Source organism: Paractinoplanes polyasparticus (assembly GCF_019710575.1).
In the GTDB taxonomy this organism is placed as follows: domain Bacteria; phylum Actinomycetota; class Actinomycetes; order Mycobacteriales; family Micromonosporaceae; genus Actinoplanes; species Actinoplanes polyasparticus.
In genome coordinates this window covers 105268-127234 of record NZ_JAHWFK010000031.1, presented here as the reverse complement: position 1 = coordinate 127234, position 21967 = coordinate 105268, and the positions used below count along the sequence as shown (strand labels likewise).

Here is a 21967-nt window from a genome sequence, read left to right as displayed (position 1 = left end):
GCCTCGCGAAGGGCCGGTCACGTGGCCGCCGCGCAACCGGGAACACCGGACGTGACAAGCGACGATATCGTCACTCTTCGTGGAACGAGCCCTGTCGATAGTGCTGTTCGTCCCCGTCGTCGTCGTGACGGTGCTGGCGTTCGCCGCGGTCATCCGGCGGCTGCTCGGCGTCCGGGTCGGGCTCGTGCGCGCCCTGCTGGCCGCCGTGCTGGCCATGCTCGTGACGGCGCCGATCCTGTCGGCGTTCGCGCCGGCCGATCCGGCGACGGTCGGCGGCGGTGAGGCCTTCCTGCTGGGCGCGGCGTCGCTCCTGGTCGCCGCCCTGCTCGCCATGGCCGCGCTGGTCGTCCTCGAGGTGCTGCTGCCGACGGGTTCGCTGCCTGGACCGGTCGAGGCCTGGAAGGGGGCCCGCCGCCGGGTCGAACGCACCCGGCGCTACTCGACGATCGTCCGGATCGTGCTGCGGCACGGCCTCGGGCGGTTCCTGCGGGGCCGGGCGCAGCCGGGACCGACGTCGGCGGCAGCGCGGCGGCGGCTGGCCCGCTCCCTGCGGGCCGCCCTCGACGAGGGCGGCGTGACCTTCGTCAAGATCGGTCAGCTGCTGTCCACCCGGCATGATCTGCTGCCCGCCGAGTTCGCCGACGAACTGACCGCGCTGCAGGACAAGGCGACCCCGGTGCCCTGGTCCGAGATCGACGCAGTGCTGACTGCCGAGCTGGGCCGCCCGGTCGACGAGGTCTTCCGCGAGATCGAGCGGGAACCGCTGGCCGCGGCGTCGGTGGCCCAGGTGCACGCGGCCCGGCTGCTCGACGGCACCGAGGTCGTCGTGAAGGTGCAGCGGCCGGGCATCACCCGGATCGTCGAGCGCGATCTGGACATCCTGCTCCGGCTGGGCGGGATGCTCGAGGAACGTACGGCCTGGGGCCGGGCCTTCGGCGTACGCGGCCTCGCCACCGGGTTCGCCGCGGCCCTGCGCGAGGAGCTCGACTTCACGATCGAGCGCGACAACCTGCAGGCCATGGCCGCGGCGCTGGCCGGCTCACCCGAGCGTGGGGTGCGGGTGCCGGCCCCGTACCCGGCGATCAGCTCCGAACGGGTGCTGGTGATGGACCGCCTGCCCGGCACGCCGCTCGGCACGGCCGCCCCGATCCTCGCGCGACTCGACGACCAGCGGCGGGCCGAGATCGCGTCCGGCCTGCTCGACAACATGCTCGACCAGATCCTGGTGCACGGCCTGTTCCACGTCGACCTGCACCCGGGCAACCTGCTGCTCACCGACGACGGTTCGCTGGGCATGCTCGACCTCGGCTCGGTCGGCCGGATCGACGCGGTGACCCGGACCGCCATCGGCCGACTGCTGCTGGCGGTCGGGCGTGGCGACTCGGTCGCTGTCACCGACGCGCTGTTGCAACTGCTCGACCGTCCCGGCGACGTGGACGAGCGAGAGCTCCAGCGGGTGGTCGGGGCGCTCATCGTGCGCTATGCGGCCCCGGGCAGCACCGTCGGCGTCGCGGCGGTCGCCGCGCTGCTGAACACGTTCACGGCCCACGGCCTCGGTGTGCCCCCGTCGGTCGCCGCCGTGTTCCGGGCCGTCACCACGCTCGAGGGCACGCTCGCCCTCGTCCACCCCGAAATCGACCTCGTCGGCCAGGCCCGGGCGTCGGCCGGTCGCCGCATCGCCGACACCCTCACGCCCGGCAACCTGCGCGACGCCCTCGAACAGGAGCTCAGCACGATCCTGCCGATGCTGCGCGGGCTCCCCCGCCGCATCGACCGGATCGGCGACGCAGTGGAACACGGACGGCTGCGGTTCAACGTGCGACTGTTCGCCGACGACCAGGACCGGCGGCTGGTGACCGGCCTGCTCCACCAGGTGCTTCTCACGGTGATCGGCGCGACCGCGGGCCTGATGGCCACGCTCCTGCTCGGCACCGGCGGCGGCCCGCGGGTCAGCACCGGCGTCGCCCTGTTCCCGCTGCTGGGCTACGGCCTGCTGGTCGTCTCGGTGGTCCTCGTCCTGCGCGTGCTGGTCACGGTCTTCCGTCACGAATGACCCGGGCGCCGGGCTCTGCCGATCGACACACCCGCGCAGAGCAGGCCGACGAGGACCGGATAGACGGCACAGCGCTCGACGAGCCCGACCAGGACGTTCGCCCCCGATCCGGCGACGGCCAGGAAGGCCACCGTCGAGACCAGCCCGAACGCGCCGAGTACGACCATGGCCCGACCGGGCCGGCGAGCGACGCCGTGGCGCCGGTACCAGCGTCCGATGAGGATGATCAGCACGTTGCCACCGACGATGGTCGCCATGGCGCCCAGTCCGTGATACGTGCCGGCCTGGCCGTCGCCGGGGAAGAAGGCCAGCAGGACGCTGCCGGCGCCCACCAGGGCGGCCAGCACGAGCACCGCCCCGCGACGCCCGCCGCGCAGGCCGGCGAGCATGGCGGCACCGGCGAACACCACGACGCCGTACAGGAAGAAGCCGGTGTTCATGACCCAGGCCAACGGCGAGTACATGTACTGGTCGAGCACTTCCAGCGGACCGTGGACCCCGAGGTCGCTGATGTAGTGGTACGTGTAGCTGTAGGGCGGATCTGTCCACGCCGCGGCCGCGATGAACTCGGCGAGGAAGAAGATCACGGCCGCGGCGGCGAGTGTCACTCCGGCCGCGCGCCGCTGCGTCGTTCGAGGCGGCCCGGAGGCGGCCGTTCCCGGCTCGATCCTGCAGGCGGCGCAGCGGTTGTTCCTCGAGCGCGGCTTCGACGCGGTGAGCGTGCGCGAGATCGCCGACGAGGCGGACGTCTCCCCCACGACTGTGTTCGCCCACTTCCCCCAGAAGGAGGCACTTCTCTTCTTCGAGGAGGAAGCGCAGCGCGAGAGACTCGTCGCCGCCGTACGCGACCGGCCGGGCGGCTCGATCTCCGAAGCTCTGAAGGCCTACTACCGCGCCGAGTTCATCGACATGTGGACCGGCGAGGACGGGGCGCTCCGCAGCCGCTTCATGGCGCTGATAGAGGCGACACCCGCCCTGCAGGACTACGCCTCCCGGATGTGGCTTCGCCACGAGGACGCACTGGCCACGGCCATCGCGGACGAGTTCGGCCGGCCCCAGCCGAGCGACGAGATCCGCATGTACGCCCGCTTCGCGCTCCAGATCCAGCTGCTCGTGAAGAGTGACACCGATCCGATGCTCGACGCGGGGTTCCGCCTCCTCGACCAGGGCTGGGATCAGTACGTGTCAGGGCTCTGACCGTCGCCGGACCCGGCAGAGGCGTTGGGTGGGACCGACAGGCCCAGGATGATCGCCGCCGCTTCGACGATCATGGTGAGCATGTCGTCGTCCACACTTTCCTTCGCCTGCGAATTCCTGCGCGAGCCCCGATCGGTGGCGTCGGTGACGCCCAGCAGCCAGGCCCTGTCGCGGCAGGTCTCGCTGCCCATCCCGGCGTCCGGGCAGCCCACCGTGATCGAGCTGGGGCCGGGCACGGGCGCGTTCACCCGGCAGATCCAGACCACGCTGGGCGGGCGCGGGCACCACCTCGCGGTCGACGTGAACGCCCGCTTCACCGCGCTGCTCGGCGAACGCTTCCCCGGCCTCGACGCGGTCACCGCCGACGCGCGCGAGCTGCCCCGCCTGCTACGCGAACGGAGGCTGCCCCACGCCGACGTCATCGTCAGCGGGCTGCCCTGGGCCGCGTTCGACGGGGGAACGCAACGCGACATCCTCGACGCGCTCACCACCGTCCTGCACCCGGACGGCGGCTTCACCACCTTCGCGTACGTACACGCGCGCTGGTCCGGGCCGGCCCGCCGCTTCCGCTCGGCGTTGAACGACCGCTTCGAGGAGGTCGTGCTCGGCCGTACGGTCTGGGCCAACGTGCCGCCCGCGCTGGTCTACCACTGCCGCCGGCCCAAGCGCCCCTAGGTTCAGGAACTTGTGCACGACGCGCCGCGAGCCGATCGACGCCGTTGTCGACCGGCTCGCGGCGTTCTCCACCGCAGGACCCGCGAACGAACGGCTCACACCGAACAAGCGGGCATCGTCTGCGGCAGCTTGAGGTCGACCAGGTAGTCGGCAGCGATCTTGTCGACACACGTGTTCGCCCCGGAGGAGACGACCGTGTGTCCCTCGCCCTTCACCGTCAGCAGGTCGCTTCCGAGGGTCGCGGCGAGCTTGATGCCGCCGGCGTGCGGAGTGGTGGGATCACCGGTGATCGAGACGACCAGTGTCTTCGGCACGCCTGGGATGTTCTGAGCGTACGGAATGCCGAGAGTGGGCTGAGCCGGCCAGAACTCGCAGCCGTCCCGGGCGCCCTTCGTGACGTCGCCGCCGGGGTTCATGAAGGGCGCGATCTCGAACGTCCGCGTTCGCAGCTGGGCGACATCCTGTGGCGTCAGGCGTTGCTCGTCCATGCAGTTGATCGCGAACATGGCCTCGGTGACATTGCCGTTGAGCGCCGTGTCGCCCTCGCCGCCACCGATGTCGGTCGCCAACCGCAGCAGTGCGTCACCGCGGCCCTGCCGCACCTCGGCCAGGCCGCTCACGATGGTGGGCCACAGCCTCGGGCTGTAGAGCCCCGCCATCACTCCGCCGAGCGCCCCGTCGAAGTCCAGCTCCTGGTCGCCGGCGGGCACGGGCTTGTCCCGTAGCGGTTGCAGGATGTCCTGGAACGTCGACGTCCATGCCTTCGGGTCGGTCCCCAACGGGCACTTGGCGTCCTTGGCGCACGCGGCCGCCATCACGGTGAAAGCGCGCTGGAAACCTCCGTACGCGCCCAGCCGCCGTTCGATCGTGCCCAGCCCCGGATCGAACGCGCCGTCGAGGATCATCGCCCGTACCCGCTGCGGGAACTGTTCGGCATAGACGCTGCCCAGGCGGGTGCCGTAACTCTGGCCGAGGAAGGTCAGCTTCTCGTCGCCCAGTGCCGCCCGCAGAACGTCCAAGTCGCGGGCCGTCGTCCGGGAACCCATCTGCGCGAGCGCCTTCGCTCCCCCGGATCCCTCGGCGCAACGCTCGAACACCGCACGGGTGTCCTCCTCCGTCAGATCGACGGTCAGCGTCAACGAGGGGAACACCTTGTCGCCCCGGCTCGTGCCCTTCTCGGCATAGCAGTCCGCGGCGGGCTCGGTGGCGCCGACGCCGCGCGGGTCGAACCCGACGAAGTCGAACGTCTCCGTGATGCGGCTCTTGGCCAGCCCGCGGCCGGCGGCCAGGCCACCGAGGACGCCGGAACCGCCCGGACCGCCCGGGTTGAACACCACCGAGCCCTGCGAGTCGCCTCGCGCCTTGATGCGCAGAACCGCCACGGAAGCGGTGGTTCCGTGTGGATCGTCGTAATCAAGCGGCACGGTCAATCGCGCGCACTCAGCCGCGGGATCGGCCAGGATCTCGGCCTCGCGCTTGCTGGTGGCGAATTCGGCGCAGCCCTTCCACTCCAGCTTCTGCGAGTAGTACTTTCCCAGATCGGCAATTGCCGAGCTCCCTGCCGGATCCGGTTGCTCGTTGTCTGCCGGCGTGCAACCCATGGCCGAGATCCCACACATCAGCAGGGCGAGGCCGGCGAGACCGAAGCGGCGCGATCCCCGGTTTCCCCGATGCGCGAAAAGCTTGTCGTTGATCGTTCTGGGCACAGTGCGGAATCCTCTCCTTTCCGGCAGCCAAAACCATGTTCCCGCCACCGGGTCAAGCCGGTCACCAACGGCGGGCGTTGTCGCCGCCTCGAACAGCAGAACCGGAAAGAGACGGGCTTCCGGACGCCAGTCCGGTGAGCGCGTCGCGCAGGGCCGCCCGGGAGTTGATGCCGAGCTTGGGAAACGTCCGATAGAGGTGCGCGGAGACCGTACGCGGCGAAAGCACCATCCGCGCCGCGATCTCCTTGGTGGAGAGACCGGCCGCGGCGAGCTGCGCGACCTCGAGTTCCTGGGATGTCAGGGCTGAGCCGTGGCGCCCGCCTCGGAGCCGGGTCACTCCGGTTGCCCGCAACTCGGCCGCAGCCCGGGCCTTCCACCGGGCAGCGCCGAGCTGCTCGAAGCTGTCGCGGGCGGCGGAGAGGTGCGACCGGGCCTCGGCCTTGAGCGCCAGCCGGCGCAGGCATTGCCCGTAGGCGAGGTGCGTACGCGCGACATCGAACGGCCATTGCTCGATGCCGGGCAACGTCAGGGCCGCGTCGAACTGCCGGACCATCTCCGCCGGCGCCGACGTCATCGCGGTCATCGTGGCGGTCATCAGCGCCAGGCGCGGCGAGATGCGGGCCACACCGGCGTTCCGCACCGCTGCCGCATGCCGTCGCGCCTCGTCGGGCCGCCCCGAGTAGAGCGCCGCCTCCACCAGATCGAGGGCGGTCCACAGTGCCTCGAGATCGAAGGACGGCAGTTCGCCGGGCGCTGTGATGGCGGAGGCGTGACCGAAGGCCGTCTCGAAGTCCGACGAGCCGAGCGCCGCCCGGGCCTGCGCCTGGTGAGCCCAGCTCTCGAGCCGGCCGAGGTTGCGGCCGGCCGCCCATTCGAGCAGCGTCCGACTGTGGTCGGCGCACTCCGGCAGGTCACCGCGATGGGCAGCGACCAGGGCGGAGATGTAATGACCCACCTGGCTCAGCAGGTGATAGCCCGTCGCCCGGGAGACGCGGCGAATTTCCCCGGCCGCGGCCTGCGCCCGGTCCCAGCGACCGGCGTACAGGTCACCCAGCGCGCACATGACCAGCGAGGGGATCGCTCCGCCGACCGTGCCACTGTCGCGCGCGTCCCGCACGGTCCGGGTCAGCAGCCGTTGGCATCTCTCCAGGCGGTCCAGGTACGAGGCGGCCAGCGCGGTCCGGATGATCACGTCGGCGTCGGTCACCTCGTCGAGCCTGGCCAGCTGCTCGTCGAGGTCCCGCAGCAGCTCGTCCGGGACTGCTCCGACGTCGGCCAGGACGCGTACCAGGGAGACGGGCGAACTGGCGGACGCGCTCGGAAGCCGGGCGACCAGATCGCGCAACGGCGCCCAGTCCGCGGCCCGCCCGGCGTAGTGACAGCTGAGCATGAGAGTGAAGATCACCGGCGACAGTTCCTCCACGTCGCTGCCGGCGCCGACGGCTCGTGGATCGATGACCTCGACCAGCAGCCGCTGGGCTGTCTCGGCATTGCCGTCGGTCATCAGGCACATATATCCGGCCGCGGCCGCGGCCGAAGGGGACGGGCTAGCAGTCGGGCAGTCGTCCAGCTCCCTCATGAGTTGGTCGGACAGCTCGAGATTTCCCGCCACGGAGGCTCCGATGTAGGCGGCGTGGGCGAGACGACGGCCGCCGACCTCGCGATCGGGGCTCAGGGCGGCCGCCCGGCGCAGCCGCGCCACGGCTCCCAGCACGTCGCCGCGGCGGAGGCTCCGGCGGGCGCCGGCCTCGATGATCGCGGCGACCGACTCGTCGGGGACCGCGGTGGCCATCGACAGGTGATCCGCGCGACGCTCGGGCTCGTCGGCCAGCACGACAGCCAGGCGGCGATGCGCTGCCCGGCGCTGCTCCAGCGTCGACTGCCCGACCACTGCGGACTTCACGAGTGGATGCCGGAAGCGCACCGTACGCCCGTCCGCGGTGGCACAGATCAGACGGTCCCGCTCCGCGGCCGCGAGCGCGTCGAGGCCCGCTGTCCCGGCGGCCGCTTCCAGGGCGCAGAGATCGCCGGAGCCTTCCAGCGCGGCCAGCAGCAGAAGCTCACGCGTGTCCGCCGGCAGCTGGGCGACGCGGGCGGCGTAGAGAGCGAGCACCTCCCGGGCCGGGCCCGAGCCTGCTGCAGCACTGTCGCCCGGTAACAGCCCCGGCGCACCGGCAAGGGCCCCGAACTCCAACAGGGCCAGCGGGTTTCCCTGTGCCTGCCGGGCCACGTCGTCGATCACCCGGCCCGGCAGGCCGGAGAATCGACGGGACAACAATCGGATCGCGTCCGCGTCGGCCAGCGGCGCCACCGGAAGTTCGGGCATGCGGAGCAGGTCCGGCGGCTCGGTGATCCCGGTGCGAACGGCTGCCAGCAGGGCGATCCGGTGACCGCCGGCACGCCGGGCGACGAAGCTCACCACCGACCGGCTCGCCCGGTCCAACGCGTGGAGGTCATCGACGATCACCAGCAGCGGCGTCGTACGGGCGGCCTCAGCGAACAGTGAGAGGGCGGCGTGCAGCACAGCCATCTCCGCCGGCGCTGGTCCGGTCCCCCAGCCGAGCGCGACCTCGAGCGCGGCCCGTGACGGTTCCGGCAGGAGCGCCAACTCAGCCGCGAGCGGGCTGACGAGCTGGTGCAGGCCGGCAAAGCTGATCTCGGCCTCGTACTCGGCCCCGGCTCCGCGAATCACCCGCAGGCCCTTGCCGATCGCCAGCTCGGCGGTCTCGTTCAGCAACGCCGTCTTGCCCACGCCCGGGTCCCCGGTGAGCAGCAGGGCAGCGCCGTTGCCGGCGGCGGCGTCGACGAGCGTTGCCGCGACAGCCAGCTCGGTGGCGCGCCCTACCAAACCCGTCCGGTCGGCCTCCCCGCTGCCGGTCATCGTGAATCAGCTCGAACTCTCGGGCGCTCGACGCCGGTGACCACCGCTTCGCCGAGCACCGTTCTCCCCCACATTCCGGCAACGAGATCCACGCGGATCAGGTAACACCGTGTTCCTGGAACACGGTCAAGCACTGCATCGGGCCGGGCACCGACGCCGGGTCAGCTGCCGCCCTCGCGCTCGTGAGCGATCGCCCGTGGGGTGCCCAGTGTGTTCCCTGGGGCGAGGACAGCGCACTCCGGGCGAAGGTGTCGGTCATGAAACGACGCCTGTTCGTCCTGACCGTGGTGGCCGCCCTGCCGGTCGCCGCGCTGCTGGCGCCGATGGCGGCCAACGCCGTCTCGCCCGCCGGCGGCGGCCCGAAGGCCGCCTCGACCTGTGCTCCCGTTCCGGTCTCCGCGCCTCAGGGCACCGAGGTGGAGGAGGTCAGGGCCGTCGCCAACGCCGGCGGCGCGATCTCGTTCCCCCCGGCCCCGCCGCTACCGGACCACCCGCCGCTGGCGGGCGTTCCGGCGTGGTGTGACATCACCGTCACCGTGACCCACCCGGGCGCCGCGGACAAGGTGACCATCAAGGTGTCGCTACCGCAGGACAATAAGGCCTGGAACGGCCGCTTCCAAGCCACCGGCGGCAGCGCCTACCTCGCCGGTGAGCTGCTCTACCCGCTGGTCGCGGGGGTCAAGGGGGGTTACGCCACCGCGGCCACCGACGCCGGGGTGGGCGCCGACCCGCTCGATCCCAGTGCGTGGGCCGGCAACCCCCAGCTGGTGAAGAACTTCGCCTCGCGCTCGATGCACGACCTCGCGGTCGTCGGCAAGTCGGTGACGAAGAACTTCTACGGCAAGGCGCAGTTCTGGTCCTATTGGAACGGCTGCTCGACCGGTGGCCGCCAGGGTTACTCGGAGGCGCAGAACTACCCGGCCGACTTCAACGGCATCCTGGCCAAGGCGCCCGCGATCGACTGGGCCCGCTTCGCGGTCGGCACGGCCTGGTCGCAGGCGGTCTTCAACGAGTACGAGGTCAAGCCCAGCCCCTGCGAGCTGGAGGCCTTCAACACGGCCGCGGTCAAGGCGTGCGACACCCTCGACGGCGTTCCGGACGGCATCGTCGACGTCCCGCAGAACTGTGAGTGGGACGCCCGCGAACTGGTCGGCGCCGAGGTGGTTTGCGACGGCAGGACGATCACCGTCACCAAGGCCGTCGCCGACGCCGTGACCAGGATCTGGGCCGGCCCGAAGGGCTACCCGGGACCGAACAAGGGCGCGAGCCTCGCGTTCCTGGCCACGCCGGGCACCCCGTTCTTCGTCTCGGACGCCTGGGTGAAGTTCTTCGTGACCAGGAACCCCGGCTACGACCTGTCGAAGATCGACTTCAAGACCTTCGACAAGCTGTACGCCGCCTCGGTCGAGCAGTACGACAGCGTGATCGGCACCGACCACGCCAACCTGGGGAAGTTCGCCGCGTCCGGCGGCAAGCTGCTGACCTGGCACGGCCAGTCCGACCAGCTGATCCCGACCGACGCGACGGTCCGGTACCGCGAGCGGGTCAACAGGATCTTCGGTGGCAACCGCACGGTCGACCACTTCTACCGGCTGTTCCTGGTGCCCGGCGTCGACCACTGCGGCGCGAGCGGTCCGACGATCAGCGACACCGACGCCCTCGCCGCGCTGACCAAGTGGGTCGAGCACGGCACGGAGCCGAAGACTCTGCCGGCCGCGGGCACGTCGCCCACCGGCGTGAGCGTCAGCCACCCGGTCTGCAGCTACCCGGACGTCGCACGCTGGACCGGCAAGGGCTCGGTCACGGCAGCCGCGAACTACCGCTGCGTCCGCGCCTGATCCTTCCGCGAACCTGGTCCTTTGCAGGAGAGCGGCCCCCGTCTCCCACACAGGGAGGCGGGGGCCGCCTCGCGTTCCCTGATGTGCTTGCGGCCGTTGCCGTCGGCGTACGGGTGGCTCATGCGTGGATGTTCTCCAGATCCTCGAGCAGGCTCGGCTGCTTCGGCTCCCATCCGAGCGCCTTCCTCGTGTAGGCGCTCGACGAAGGCTGATCGGTCGCGAAGATCGGCCCGAGCGGTCCGAAGACCTCCGTCGGCCTCGGCTCCACCGGCAGGCCCAGCCGGCGGCCGATGACCGCGGCGATGTCGCGTACCTGGTCCCCCTCGTCAGCCACCGCGTGCCAGGCGGTGCCGGCCGGTGCCCGCTCGAGCGCGAGCCGCAGGAGAACCGCCGCGTCGAGGGCGTGGACGGCCGGCCAGCGGTAGCTGCCGTCGCCCGGGTAGCCCGAGACTCCGGCTTGGCGGGCGATGTCGGTGAGCAGGCCGGCGAAGCCACCCGTGCCGTGATTGTGCACCGTGCGCGGCATGCGTACGGCCGCGGTCCGCACCCCGCGTGCGGCCAGGCCCAGGATCGCGGTGACCGTGCGGCCACGGCCACCGACCGGCCCGTCTGTCGGCAGCGGGTCGTCCTCGGTGGACACGCGACCCGGCACCCACGGCGTGCCCGACACGGTCACGAGCGGGCGGTCGCTGCCGGCGAGGCTTTCGCCAAGGGCCGTGAGGGCGGCGGTTTCCTCGGCGACCGACTCGGCGATGGCCCGAGCGCTGCTGAAGTCGTTGCCGAAGGCGAGGTGGATCACCCCGTCCGCCTGTCCGGCCCCGGACCGCAGAACGTCGAGGTCGGCCAGGCTGCCGTGCAGCGGCTCCGCCCCGGCCCGCTCGGCGGCCAGAGCGGAAGCGTCGGAGCGAGCCAGGGCAAGGACGGTGTGGCCGTTGCCGATGAGTTCGGCGACGACGGCAGAGCCGATCAAGCCGGTGCCGCCGGTAATGAAGACGCGCATGGCATCTCTCCCGTGAGTGATGGGACTTGTGTCCCGTCACCGTAGCAGGTGATGGGACACAAGTCCCATCACCTATGATGGCTCCATGGTCCGATGGGAACCGGGTGCGCGTGAGCGCCTCGTCGTGGCGGCCGTCGACCTGTTCATCGAGCAGGGTTACGACGCCACGACCGTCGCACAGATCGCCGAACGCGCCCGGGTCACGAAAAGCACGTTCTTCCGCCACTTCCCGGACAAGCGGGAGCTGCTGGTGGCGGGGCAGGAGACGCTGAGCCGGCTGCTGGCCGAAGGGATCGCCGACGCGCCCGCCGATGCCACCCCGCTGCAGGCTGTCGCCGCGGGCCTCGTCCGCGCGTCGAGCGAGATGGGCCCGTTCAACCGTGAGCTCGGCCCGCGCCTGAAGGCGGCGGTCGCCGCGAGCGCCGAGTTGCAGGAGCGCGACGCCCTCAAGACGGTAAGCCTCGCCGCCGCGATGACGGCCGCCCTGATCGCCCGGGGCCTGCCCGACTCGGTCGCGGCCCTCGCGAGCGAGCTGGGGGTGCTCGCGTTCAAGCGTGGATATGCCGAATGGTCCGAGGGCGACCGCGACGCCGAGGACGGCCTCGCCGCGCACGCGCTCACGGCCCTGGACGAATTGCGGGCCGCGAGCGTCGCCCTGGGCTGACCGTTGCTCGGCCGGTGGCGACGCTCGTTCCCCGGTAATGTGGCCATGGCCTACGCCGGCGGTCACGCGTCGGTCGAGCACCTCGGCGCATGGTTGGTCCGGGTCGGCCCGGGGAATGGCCGTATTGTTAAGGGCCTACTCGTACGCCCGCCGTCTTGGGTCCGTAGTGTGGCCGTACACCGGGCTCTGGCGTCGAGGCATCTGCCGGGAGACCCGCTGATGCGGGCGGCAGGTAATTCACAGCCGTCGCCCGCTTCTGCGGTGGGGCGTCGGGGCGGTCTGATCGCAGCGGTTACGCTGGGTCATTAGCAGATCGAGTGATGTGGTTACAGATGATCAATGCACAGGAATTCGCCCGGCGGCTCAGCACTCTTCGAGCCGAGGCGTTCACCAGCGACGACGTTGTGGACCTGGCCACCGCCGCTGACGTTCGGATCAGCTCCGACCTCGAGATAGACGCCACTGTGGCGCAGCGCCTGCTGGACCACGTCTCGCCGGCGGTGCCGGTCACCGGAGCACAGATCACCGCGTCGGAATGGCCGCCGCCGACGTCGTCCCGCCCCGCAGCGCCTCCGGCGGTGTTCTCCAGTCCCGGCGCCTTCGACAGTCCCGCCGATCAGCCGGCTCGGGCCCGCCGATCCGGGCCGGCGCGGGGCGGACGACGACCGGACTCCCGACGAACCGGCCGGTGAACCGCCGGGCCGAGCCCTGAGTGTCCCGGCCCTGCCCCGCGAGTTCCGAGAATCCTCGTGGAGTCGCGGTCGAAGGCCTTCACGACGGTGAGTAGCTCACCTTCAGTCCGGTACGACCCAGCCGTGTCACCTTCCCGCAGAACCAACCCCAGCATTCGAAACGGGGCCGGAGACAGTGAGCAGTGGCGCGCACATCTCATCGGTGGTGCCCTCGCCCCACACGACATAGCGCGGGGGCAGATCACTCAGCTGGGGCAGCATCTTGCGCAGCCCGACGTCGAAGGCGCATGTGGTGCGCAACGTGTCGCCGGGCCGGAGCGCCACCGGTTCGGACAGGACGTGCAGCCCCTGGTCGTCGAAGTTGAACTCCGGCACGTCCAGCAGGGTCCGGGCGCCCGGCGTGCCCGGGTTCAGCTCGACCTTGATGGAGCGGCCCAGCAGGTGCATGTGGCCTCGCACCGCGTGCACCGTCATTCCGGCCGGCGCCGGGGTGTCACACGTCTGACTTTCACCCGGCCTCGGCGTGCCGTCACCGCAGCTTCGTAACAGCCAGTCGGCCCGCCGGCCGGCCTCGGGGCCGAAGCGGTCGATCACGTCGGCCATCGCGGCGGCCCGGTCGCACAACGGCCCGGATTCGTCCGGTGCGCACGGCAACTCGACCGGCGCCGCCAGTGGCACGGTGTCCAGCGACACGGTGCGGTCGGTGCCGCGGGTCTGGCGCAGCCGGACGCCGGACCGGTCGGTGACCGTGGCGTCGTCGCGGACCCCGAGCAGGTTGTAGTGGATCTGCAGCACCAGCAGGCTGCCCGGCTCGAGCGGATAGCCCATGTCGCCGTCGAGCAGGGTCTCGCGGCCGCCCGGTGTCCACGTGTCCACCCACGACGCGGTGCCGTCGCCGCCGTCCATGCCGAAGCAGGTGTAGCCCTCTCCCGCGGCCTCCGCGTCCCGCTCGCGCACTGCGGGTGCCCCCTGCGGCGGGACGGCGAAGGTGATGGCGTGGTGGGCGATCGAGGCTTGGCCGGGCTGGAACTGAACGCCGGTCAGGAACACCCGCTCGGTCACCCGCGGGTCGATGACCATGCAGCGGTAGTCGTCGCGGCCGGCCCCGGGCGCGCCGGGCGTGTACGGCTCCGCCATGCGCAGATGCACGAACTGTTCACCGGTGCGTAGCGGCTGCGTCGAGGCACCGCCCGTGGAATGCACGTGGCCCGGCGCCTGCGGCGGGCTGCCGCAGGCTGCTGCTGCGACGAGCACGATCGTCGGTACGGCAAGCCGCGACAGCCTCTCGAACAGGGTCACGAGAACTCCTCTGCCTGCAGCAGTTTGTCCAGGTAGTGCCGAGCTCAGTGAAGATCGGCGGAGACGGGCCGTGCGGCGAGCGTCGACAGGCGATCGAGCTTGCGGTAGCTCTCGCTGCCCGGGACGGCGGTGTAGACGAGGAGCCGATGGGACTGCTCCGGGTCGTGCAGCGTCTGGCAGTCGAGCTCCACCAGGCCGGCCTCGGGATGCACGTATCGCTTGACCTCGTGCGGGCCGACGCTGACGTCATGCCGGTTCCACAGTTCGGCGAATTCCGGGCTCTCGGCGAGCAGTCGTTCGGCGAGAAGGGCGGCCTTCGAACCGGGCCCGCGGACGGTGGTCAGCCGGCGCGCCCCGGAGGCGAAGACGCGGGACATGTGGTCGTGATCGTCAGGGTGGTACAGCTGACGGGTGGCCGGATCGGTGAACCACCGGAAAGGCAGGCTCCGGGCGGGTCCGGTGAAGCGGGTGAGGTTGCCGGTGAGCACCACCGCGAGCGGGGTCTGCCGCAGCGTCTCGCCGAGCTCGGTGACGATCTCGGCGGCGCTGTCGGTGAGCCGGTCGAAGATGCGCAGCAGACCCGGGCCGATGTGCTCGCTGGTCGCTCCGCGGACCGGCGGGTGGTGGCCGGCCAGCCGGAACAGGTGATCGCGCTCGTCGAGGGACAGGTGCAGGCCCTGGGCGATGGCGGCGATCAGGCCTTCGGACGGCAACGGGCCGCGCTCCTGCTCGATCCGGCTGTAGTAGTCGGCGGAGAGGTGACAGAGCTCCGCCACCTCCTCCCGGCGCAGGCCGGTGGTGCGGCGGCGCGGCCCGCGGGGCAGACCGACGTCCTCCGGCTGCAACGACTCCCGCCGGCGGCGCAGGAACTCGGCAAGTCCGGAGCGATCGATCATCTGTCTGTTCTACCGACCGCTCGTCAGAGCATCCAGGGCCTGCCGATCCCCCCTTCACCGGGTCGGGGCGGATCGGTGTGACAGGGATCGGCAGGCCCTGGATGTGGTTCCGGCTGTGCACGAATCTCAGTCACAGCCGAGCTAACGAGGAGCAGCACGATGGCACGTACGAAGATCGATTTTTCCGTCCCCGACCTGACCGGCAGGCGCGTCGTGATCACGGGCGCGAGCGACGGGATGGGCCTGATCATGGCCACCCGGCTGGCCGGCGCCGGGGCCGAACTGGTCCTGCCGGTCCGCAACGCGGCCAAGGGCGACAGGGCGATCACGCAGATCCGGCGCAGCCACCCGGACGCCACGGTCTCCTTGCGTACCCTCGACCTTTCGTCCCTCGCCTCGGTCGCCGCCCTCGGCGACACGTTGCGCGGAGAGGGCGACCCGATTCACGTATTGATCAACAACGCCGGTGTCATGCGGCCGCCGAACCGGCAGCTCACGGCCGACGGGTTCGAGGTGCAGTTCGGCACCAACCACCTGGGCCACTTCGCGCTGGTCGGGCACCTGCTGCCGCTGCTGCGCGCCGGCCGCGCACGGGTCACGTCGCAGATCAGCGTCGCCGCCCGCCGGGGCACGATCAACTGGGACGATCTGAACGGGGACCGCTCGTACAACGTCATGCGGGCCTACAGCCAGTCGAAGATCGCCTTCGGGCTGTTCGGCCTCGAGCTGCAGCGGCGCAGCGAGGCCCAGGGCTGGGGCATCACCAGCAACCTGTCCCACCCGGGAGTGGCCCCCACGAACCTGCTGGGCGCCCGCCCCGAGATCGGCCGCAGCCAGACCGTGCCGCAATACCGGCTGATCCAGGGTCTGTCGTCCCGCGGCATCCTGCTGGGCACCGTCGAGACCGCCGGGCTGCCGGCGCTGATGGCCGCGACCGGCCCCGACGCCCGACCGGGGGCGTTCTACGGGCCCAGCGGCCCGGGCAATCTGGGCGGCCGACCGGCCGAACAGCGGTTGTACCCGCCGCTGCGCAGCCCCGAGGACGCGGCGCGCGTGTGGGATGTCTCCGAGCGGCTCGCCAAGGCCCCGTTCGCAGCCTCCGCATGAGCCGGCCGCGCAGCCCGTGGTGGGTGGTTGTCGGCGGCGGGATCGCCGCCGCCTTCGGCCCGCAGATGTACCTGGCCTCCCTCGGCCTGTTCGTGGATCCGATCTCCGCCGAGACCGGGTTCAGCCGGACGACCGTCACCGCCGCCGCCTCGGTGGCCGCGGTCGGGATGACGATCGGCCTGCTGACGGTGGCCCGGTTCGTCGACCGTTTCGCGGCGCGGTACCTCCTCGTGCCCGGGTTCGTGCTGTTCGCGGCGTCGATGGCGCTGATCGGTCTGGTGCCGCCGGTCGCCCTGGTCTACCTGCTGCCCTGCTTCTTCGTGGGACTCTTCGGCGCGGCGACCATGGTGCCCGCCTCCCGGGCCGTGGTGAGCTGGTTCGACAACAACCGCGCTCTGGCCGTCGGGGTGGTGACCGGCTTCATCGGGCTGGGCGCGGCTCTGGCACCGGTGCTGGCCGGCGCGCTCATCGACAGCGTCGGCTGGCGGGCCGCGTACGGTGTCATGGCTCTGCTCTCCGTCGTGGTGCCGGTCACGATGGTCACGCTGTTCGTGCGGGCCCGCGCCGAACGACACGTGCGGGGCCGCCTGGTCCGGCAGGCACAGGTGGACGGCCGGGACGTCAGCCTCGACCTGCCGGGCCTGACGTTCGGCGAGGCGATCCGCACCCGGCAGTTCTGGGGCATCGCGGTCGGACTGGGCCTGGTCGGCGTGGTCGTCACCGGCCTGCAGGTGCACCTCGTGCCGATGATGACCGACCGCGGCCTGAGCGACGACCAGGCCGCCGCCCTGCTCGTGGTGTTCGGCCTGACCTCGCTCGTCGGACGGGTGGCCGGCGGTTTCATCATCGACCGCGTCCACGGCGCCGTCGTGGGGCCGATCGTGATGCTCGCCCCCATCATCGGCCTGTTCTTCCTGGACCTGCCGTTCGCCGGCGCCGCCGCCGCGGTGGGCTTCATCGGCGTCGCGTTCGGCATCGAGGGCGACCTGCTCGCCGTGCTCATCACGCGCTATCTCGGCATGCGCAGCTTCGGCCGGCTCGTCGGCTCGGTGCAGGCCGCCTTCATCCTCGGCTCCGCGATCGGGCCGCTGGTGCTCGGGCTGGGCTACGACTCGTTCGGCGCCTACGACCCGGTCCTGCCGGTCCTCATGGTCCTCCTCGCGATCGGCGCGGTCCTCATCGCCACCCTGGGCCCGTACGCGTACCCGGCCGTCGAAGGCTTCGACCGGCTCGCCGCCCGCGATGAGCTCGCCGCCTCCGAGATCCTGACCGACGTGGCCGAGAGCCGGCCCACGGCCCGGATGCACCCGGCCTGAGGTTCACCCGGCTTGCCGGTGGCGTTCGCGATAGGTGCGGGTCTTGTGGCGGTTGCCACAGATGTCCATGGAGCACCAGCGGCCCCGGCCGCTGCGGGATGTGTCGTAGAACGCCCAGTGGCAGTCCGGCGCCGCGCACAGCTTGACCCGTTGCCACTCGCCCCGGGCCGCGCTCTGCGCCACCGTCTCGACGATCGCGTCCAGCCACGGCCGCCCGGACCGGGCGGCGATCCGCAGGCCGCGCGCCGGATCGGGTACGAGTCGCAGCTGGTAGTCGTTCAGCGCTGCCGTGGCATCGAGCTCGCCGAGGAGCACCTGCCGCAGCGCCGTGCGCAGCGCGACGGTGGCGGCCAGGTCGGCGGGCTGGGGGTCGGCCCCGGCGGTCGGCAGATCACGGGCGACCAGCCACTCCGACAGGGCGCCCGGGGAGGTCAGATGTTCGCCGGCGACGTGGCTCTCCCCGTGCCGGCTGAACGTTCGCTCGTCGACGGTGTTCAGAAACTCCTCGATCAGGTGCAGGTCGGCCACGACACCACAATAGTGCAATGCCGGTGTCGTCAACTAGCAGCCCTGGGCCCGGGGACGACAGGCCCCGGCCAGCAGATCGATCAGGCAAGCCATGCCGTCACCGACGGCCGCACTGCGGAACGCCTCGAGCAGTTCGGCACGCTCCGCCGGATCAACCGCGTTGTGGCGTCGTTCTGTCAGATGCCTCCGCGCCCGGACAGCCAGCTGCCGCGCGCTGCTGTCGTTGAGACCGAGCAGCTTTCCGATCTCGCCGAACGGATAGCCGAACGCCTCGCGAAGCACGCAGACAGCACGTTCCGCCGGAGACAGCCGTTCCATCAGCACCTGGACCGCGGCCTGCAGCGCCTGGGCGCGTTCCGCCTCGAGCGCCGGATCCGCCGAATCCAGCGGAAGATCCGGTAGCCACTCGCCCGTACTGATCTCACGGCGAGAGTAGGCCGAGGTGGCCACGTTGAGCGCGACCCGCGTCGTGATGGTGCTGAGGAACGCGGCCCGATTGCGGACCTGCGCCCGGTCCACGCCTTGCCAGCGGACCCAGACGTTCTGGACGACGTCCTCGGCGTCGGCTGCGCGTCCCAGCCTCTGGTAGGCGATCCCGAACAGCCGAGCACGGGCACTCTCGAAATCCGCTGTCGCCTCGGGCTCCACCGAATCCGTCGACGGGAGGCGCGAATCGACGCCGGACGTCCGCATGACGATCTCCTCTCCTCACGATCTGTCGATGCAGGCAGCGTCGCCCGGGCGGGGTCACCGTCGAATCTGCTGAGTCGCCAGCCGGAGTGGCCAGTCACCGGCAGCACGACTGGCCGGCGCACCGCTATCTGTGGACCGACGTCGTCATCGACCGGAGCGTTGGGTGTGGCATGAACGCCTTGCACACCGATCACACCGCCGGCCGCCTGCGCGACTCCGGCCGGCAAGCGGACTGGCTCGCAGCGGTACGCCGGGCCGCGTCCGAAGACGGCTACCGGCTTGTCGTCAACGCGCGGATCGACATCTTCGTCGATCCGTTCCTGGCCGGGGCCGGCCCCGAGGCCCAGCACGACCTCGTTCCCGAGGCGGTGCGCCGGGCGAATGCCTATCTCGAGGCCGGGGCCGACTGCGTCTTTCCGATCCTGCTGTGGGAGACCGAGGCGCTGCGCCGCTTCACTTCGCAGGTCGACGGCCCGGTGAATGTGCTCCGTCTGCCGCAGGCGCCGTCACTGCCCGAGCTGGCTGCTCTCGGCGTGGCCCGGGTGAGCTGGGGACATCTCCTGCACGGTGCCGCGATGGCCGGCTTCACCGACCAGCTCGCCGCCATCCAGGCGTAGCACCGTGTACCGGTTCTAGACGGCGCGGAGGCGCGTCTCCGGCAGCCGGCCGAGCTGGCTGCGCGAGGTGATCTCCAGCTTGGTGAAGACCTTGCCCAGGTGGTACTGCACCGTTCGCGGGCTGATGAACAGCTGGGCGCCGATCTCGGGGTTGGACAGGCCCTCCCGGGCCAGCCGCGCGATCTGTCCCTCCTGCGGGGTGAGCAGATCGTGGGTGTCCACCGTGCGCCGGCGCGCGGCGCCGCCGGTGGCCAGAAGCTCGCGGTGGGCGCGCGCGGCGAACGCCTCGGCCCCGGTACGGCTGAACATGTCGTGCGCGGTCCGAAGGTGCTCGCGGGCGTCGGCGCGGCGGTTCTCACGGCGCAGCCACTCGCCGTACACCAGGTGCGCACGGGCGAGGTGGACGGCGACACGGGTACGGCCGAGCCGTTCGATCGCTTCCAGATAGCAGGACTCGGCCGCCCCGCCTTCGGTCACCAGGCCGGCGCACCAGGCCTGGACGCCGAGTGCCCAGTCCGTACCGGCCGCGCTCGTTCGCTCTTCCAGCTGGCGCGATGCCGCGGCGGCCTCGTCGATGGCGCCGCACCGGACGCCTGCTTCGACCAACTCGACGAGGGCGAACCCGCGGATGCCGAGGTCGTCGTACTCGCAGGCTGTCCGGGCGCTGACCAACGCGTCCTCGTAGCGGCCGAGACCGTTGAACAGCACCGCGGTCGTGTAGCCGTGTCCGCCGATTCCTCGTCCTTCACCTCGCGCGAGCACGTTCTCGAGGCCCCAGCTCGCATACTTCAGGGCCTCGGACTCGGATCCCCGCCACGCGGCGAGCAGCAGCGAGGAGAACCTCACCGGGGCGTTTCCGGTGGCGTCGGTGATCGCGGCCGCCTCCTCCGCGAGCGACTCGGCGTCCGCGAACTCCCCCGCGTGCAGGTGCACAGCGGCCCGGTTCCCCAGCGCCAAGGGCAGCCTGATGAGCGCGCCGGCGTCGCGACAGAGCTGCGTCGCCCGGGTGGCCACTTCGTGCCACCTCGTGTCGTCCCACAGATCACCGGCGATGAGCCACGGCAGCCAGAACCACTGCATCATCTCGCCCGGATCGACCCCCGCGCCGGGCCCGAAGGCGTGCAGCGCGCGGCGCAGCGGCGCCACACCGGCGACATACCCGTCCGTGAACCGTGTCGCCAGACCGTCGAGCAGCAGATCGATCGGACGTGGCGGCTGCTCGGCGGCCGGAGCGCTCCGGACGGCCGCGGCCACCTCGCCCGGGCCGACGTGCCCGTTGAGGCGGCCGGCGAAGATGGCCGCTCCGAGCGCTTCCAGATACGCCTCGCGCGCCGATCCGCGATCGAGCGGCGCGAGCCGGTCGGCCGCGTCGAGCAGCAACGGTGGAGCGTCCGCGCCGCGCCGCTGAGCGAAGGCGATCTGGGCGCGCAGGCGGGCCAGGCCGGCCCGTTGCAGGTCGGTCAGCGGAGACAACCCGGCGACTGCCAGCAGCTTGTCGGCGCCGTCGAGCGCACCCGACTCGTAGGTGGCCCGGGCAGCGGTGAGGGCGCGCCGGCCGCGACGAACCGGGTCGGGTGTCAGCTCGGCCGCACGTTCGAGGAACGCGGCAGTCGCCGCCATACCACCGCGCTGTGCCGCCCGTCCCGCCGAGCGCTCCAGCTCCTCGGCGATGTCCTCGTCCGGTGTGGTCGTCGCGTGCGCACGATGCCATGCCCGGCGGTCGGGGTCGACATCCGGATCGGTCGCCTCCGCCAGAGCCTGATGTGCCCGCTCCCGTGCGGGCAGGGGCGCGCTGCCGTAGATCGCGGACCGCACCAGGGGATGCCGGAACCGCACGCGACCGCGTACGTCGATCAAGCCCGCCGATTGCGCGGGTGCCAGGGCGTCCGCTCCCAGTCCGAGCCGGCCGGCCGCGCGCCAGAGCAGAGCCGCGTCACCTACCGGATCCGCGGCCGCCGTCAGGAGCAGCTGCCGGGTCTCAACCGGAAGCGAGTCGAGCCTCCGCAGGAAGCTCTGCTCGATCCGGCCGGCCAGCGGCGACGCGTCGCGTACGCCGAAACCGCCCGCCAGTTCGGGCGGTGTCAGACTTTGCGGCAGTTCGAGCAGGGCGAGCGGATTGCCGCGCGACTCGGCGACGATGCGGTCCCGGACAAGCTCGTCCAAGCGGCCCGGCAGCGCCGCATCGAGCAACGCGCGGGAGTCACTGTCGCCGAGCCCCTCGACCCTGAGCTCGGGCAGCCCGGCCAGTTCCGGAACATTGCCCGGATCACGGACCGCGAAGACCAGACCGACGGACTCCGCGAGGAGGCGGTGTGCCACGAACGCGAGCGTCAGCGCCGAGGTCCGGTCCAGCCATTGGGCGTCGTCGACCACCCAGAGCAGGGGTTGCTCCTCGGTCACCGCCGAGAGCAGACCGAGCACACCCAGACCGACGACGAAACGATCCGGCGCCGGCGCCGCGCTCAGGCCGAATGCCGCCGCGAGCGCGTCCCGCTGCGGTCCGGGCAGTCGATCACGCATCTCGAGCAACGGGGCACAGAGCTGATGCAGCCCCGCGTAGGTGAGCTCCATCTCGTACTCGTGACCGGCCGCCTGGGCGATGCGAAAGTCCGAGGCGCTGCGTACGAGGTGATCGAGCAACGCCGACTTGCCCACCCCGGCCTCGCCCCGCACGACCAGCACCCGGCTCTGACTCGCCCGCACGCTCGCCAGCACCTGGTCCAGGGCGTCGCGTTCGGTGTGACGATCGCGGAACGGCGGACTCATGGACATCGTCCCGGACGCTATATCCGCCGCCGACCAGCG

The 21967-nt window shown here is 71.4% G+C and carries 18 protein-coding genes; 9 read left to right on the top strand and 9 right to left on the bottom strand.

Annotated elements, in window-relative coordinates; genetic code table 11:
• The first annotated feature begins 79 nt into the window (after positions 1–79).
• Positions 80–2053 (top strand): ABC1 kinase family protein, encoded by a 1974-nt coding sequence (locus KXC43_RS27600; RefSeq protein ID WP_308129282.1) that lies wholly within the window; start codon positions 80–82, stop codon positions 2051–2053.
• Here KXC43_RS27600 and KXC43_RS27595 read toward each other — a convergent pair.
• Positions 2044–2640, bottom strand: coding sequence for a DUF998 domain-containing protein (locus tag KXC43_RS27595; RefSeq protein ID WP_221379068.1), 597 nt, complete (start codon positions 2638–2640; stop codon positions 2044–2046). The two genes, KXC43_RS27600 and KXC43_RS27595, sit on opposite strands and share 10 nt — an antisense overlap.
• Here KXC43_RS27595 and KXC43_RS27590 point away from each other — a divergent pair.
• Both KXC43_RS27590 and KXC43_RS27585 read left to right on the top strand, forming a co-directional pair.
• Positions 2615–3250 (top strand): TetR/AcrR family transcriptional regulator, encoded by a 636-nt coding sequence (locus KXC43_RS27590; RefSeq protein ID WP_221379067.1) that lies wholly within the window; start codon positions 2615–2617, stop codon positions 3248–3250. The genes KXC43_RS27595 and KXC43_RS27590 overlap by 26 nt on opposite strands.
• An 81-nt stretch (positions 3251–3331) precedes the next feature.
• Positions 3332–3925: a class I SAM-dependent methyltransferase gene (locus KXC43_RS27585; RefSeq protein WP_221379066.1), complete on the top strand. Its 594-nt coding sequence runs from the start codon at positions 3332–3334 to the stop codon at positions 3923–3925.
• Positions 3926–4020: 95 nt separating this feature from the next.
• Here KXC43_RS27585 and KXC43_RS27580 read toward each other — a convergent pair whose 3' ends face one another.
• Both KXC43_RS27580 and KXC43_RS27575 read right to left on the bottom strand, forming a co-directional pair.
• Positions 4021–5631, bottom strand: a complete 1611-nt coding sequence (locus KXC43_RS27580) for an alpha/beta hydrolase (protein WP_221379065.1) — start codon at positions 5629–5631, stop codon at positions 4021–4023.
• A gap of 61 nt (positions 5632–5692) precedes the next feature.
• On the bottom strand, positions 5693–8512 hold the full coding sequence (locus KXC43_RS27575; protein ID WP_221379064.1) for an AAA family ATPase: 2820 nt from the start codon (positions 8510–8512) through the stop codon (positions 5693–5695).
• 257 nt (positions 8513–8769) lie between these two features.
• Here KXC43_RS27575 and KXC43_RS27570 point away from each other — a divergent pair, with 257 nt between their 5' ends.
• Positions 8770–10350: a tannase/feruloyl esterase family alpha/beta hydrolase gene (locus KXC43_RS27570; protein WP_221379063.1), complete on the top strand. Its 1581-nt coding sequence runs from the start codon at positions 8770–8772 to the stop codon at positions 10348–10350.
• Between the two features lie 118 nt (positions 10351–10468).
• On the opposite strand, the gene KXC43_RS27565 is transcribed toward KXC43_RS27570, so the two are convergent.
• Entirely contained in the window at positions 10469–11350 is an 882-nt protein-coding gene (locus KXC43_RS27565) for an SDR family oxidoreductase (protein WP_221379062.1), read from the bottom strand.
• Positions 11351–11435: 85 nt separating this feature from the next.
• Here KXC43_RS27565 and KXC43_RS27560 point away from each other — a divergent pair, with 85 nt between their 5' ends.
• Complete coding sequence (locus tag KXC43_RS27560; protein ID WP_221379061.1) at positions 11436–12014, top strand: TetR/AcrR family transcriptional regulator; 579 nt, start codon at positions 11436–11438, stop codon at positions 12012–12014.
• Positions 12015–12346: 332 nt separating this feature from the next.
• Positions 12347–12706, top strand: a complete 360-nt coding sequence (locus KXC43_RS27555; protein WP_221379060.1) for a hypothetical protein — start codon at positions 12347–12349, stop codon at positions 12704–12706.
• Positions 12707–12832: 126 nt separating this feature from the next.
• Here the strand turns inward: KXC43_RS27555 and KXC43_RS27550 are convergent, their stop codons facing one another.
• Together KXC43_RS27550 and KXC43_RS27545 are read right to left on the bottom strand one after the other, a co-directional pair.
• Entirely contained in the window at positions 12833–14005 is a 1173-nt protein-coding gene (locus KXC43_RS27550) for a monooxygenase (protein ID WP_308129281.1), read from the bottom strand.
• A gap of 44 nt (positions 14006–14049) precedes the next feature.
• Positions 14050–14901 carry a helix-turn-helix transcriptional regulator gene (locus KXC43_RS27545; RefSeq protein WP_221379059.1) on the bottom strand — a complete coding sequence of 284 codons (852 nt, stop codon included), beginning with the start codon at positions 14899–14901 and terminating at the stop codon, positions 14050–14052.
• 159 nt (positions 14902–15060) lie between these two features.
• Between KXC43_RS27545 and KXC43_RS27540 the strand changes: the two genes are divergently transcribed.
• Together KXC43_RS27540 and KXC43_RS27535 are read left to right on the top strand one after the other, a co-directional pair.
• Positions 15061–16008 carry an SDR family oxidoreductase gene (locus KXC43_RS27540; protein WP_221379058.1) on the top strand — a complete coding sequence of 316 codons (948 nt, stop codon included), beginning with the start codon at positions 15061–15063 and terminating at the stop codon, positions 16006–16008.
• The gene (locus KXC43_RS27535) at positions 16005–17324 is read left to right on the top strand and encodes an MFS transporter (RefSeq protein WP_221379057.1); all 1320 of its coding nucleotides are present in this window, start codon (positions 16005–16007) and stop codon (positions 17322–17324) included. Before KXC43_RS27540 ends, KXC43_RS27535 begins: the two co-directional genes overlap by 4 nt.
• 3 nt (positions 17325–17327) lie before the next feature.
• Here the strand turns inward: KXC43_RS27535 and KXC43_RS27530 are convergent, their stop codons facing one another.
• Together KXC43_RS27530 and KXC43_RS27525 are read right to left on the bottom strand one after the other, a co-directional pair.
• Positions 17328–17852, bottom strand: coding sequence for a CGNR zinc finger domain-containing protein (locus tag KXC43_RS27530; protein WP_221379056.1), 525 nt, complete (start codon positions 17850–17852; stop codon positions 17328–17330).
• A gap of 33 nt (positions 17853–17885) precedes the next feature.
• Positions 17886–18545, bottom strand: coding sequence for a sigma-70 family RNA polymerase sigma factor (locus KXC43_RS27525; RefSeq protein ID WP_221379055.1), 660 nt, complete (start codon positions 18543–18545; stop codon positions 17886–17888).
• A gap of 170 nt (positions 18546–18715) precedes the next feature.
• On the opposite strand from KXC43_RS27525, the gene KXC43_RS27520 reads away from it, so the two are divergent.
• Positions 18716–19162 (top strand): isocitrate lyase/phosphoenolpyruvate mutase family protein, encoded by a 447-nt coding sequence (locus KXC43_RS27520; RefSeq protein ID WP_221379054.1) that lies wholly within the window; start codon positions 18716–18718, stop codon positions 19160–19162.
• Between the two features lie 15 nt (positions 19163–19177).
• On the opposite strand, the gene KXC43_RS27515 is transcribed toward KXC43_RS27520, so the two are convergent.
• Positions 19178–21934: a helix-turn-helix transcriptional regulator gene (locus KXC43_RS27515; RefSeq protein WP_221379053.1), complete on the bottom strand. Its 2757-nt coding sequence runs from the start codon at positions 21932–21934 to the stop codon at positions 19178–19180.
• Between the last annotated feature and the right edge of the window lie 33 nt (positions 21935–21967).

Bases quoted from the DNA above. Each gene is read 5' to 3' on its own strand.
- KXC43_RS27590 (WP_221379067.1), top strand. From the start codon at position 2,615: ATGAACTCGGCGAGGAAGAAGATCACGGCCGCGGCGGCGAGTGTCACT.
- KXC43_RS27585 (WP_221379066.1), top strand. From the start codon at position 3,332: ATGTCGTCGTCCACACTTTCCTTCGCCTGCGAATTCCTGCGCGAGCCC.
- KXC43_RS27575 (WP_221379064.1), bottom strand. From the start codon at position 8,512: ATGACCGGCAGCGGGGAGGCCGACCGGACGGGTTTGGTAGGGCGCGCC.
- KXC43_RS27570 (WP_221379063.1), top strand. From the start codon at position 8,770: ATGAAACGACGCCTGTTCGTCCTGACCGTGGTGGCCGCCCTGCCGGTC.
- KXC43_RS27565 (WP_221379062.1), bottom strand. From the start codon at position 11,350: ATGCGCGTCTTCATTACCGGCGGCACCGGCTTGATCGGCTCTGCCGTC.
- KXC43_RS27560 (WP_221379061.1), top strand. From the start codon at position 11,436: ATGGTCCGATGGGAACCGGGTGCGCGTGAGCGCCTCGTCGTGGCGGCC.
- KXC43_RS27555 (WP_221379060.1), top strand. From the start codon at position 12,347: ATGATCAATGCACAGGAATTCGCCCGGCGGCTCAGCACTCTTCGAGCC.
- KXC43_RS27545 (WP_221379059.1), bottom strand. From the start codon at position 14,901: ATGATCGATCGCTCCGGACTTGCCGAGTTCCTGCGCCGCCGGCGGGAG.
- KXC43_RS27540 (WP_221379058.1), top strand. From the start codon at position 15,061: ATGGCACGTACGAAGATCGATTTTTCCGTCCCCGACCTGACCGGCAGG.
- KXC43_RS27535 (WP_221379057.1), top strand. From the start codon at position 16,005: ATGAGCCGGCCGCGCAGCCCGTGGTGGGTGGTTGTCGGCGGCGGGATC.
- KXC43_RS27525 (WP_221379055.1), bottom strand. From the start codon at position 18,545: ATGCGGACGTCCGGCGTCGATTCGCGCCTCCCGTCGACGGATTCGGTG.
- KXC43_RS27520 (WP_221379054.1), top strand. From the start codon at position 18,716: ATGAACGCCTTGCACACCGATCACACCGCCGGCCGCCTGCGCGACTCC.
- KXC43_RS27515 (WP_221379053.1), bottom strand. From the start codon at position 21,934: ATGTCCATGAGTCCGCCGTTCCGCGATCGTCACACCGAACGCGACGCC.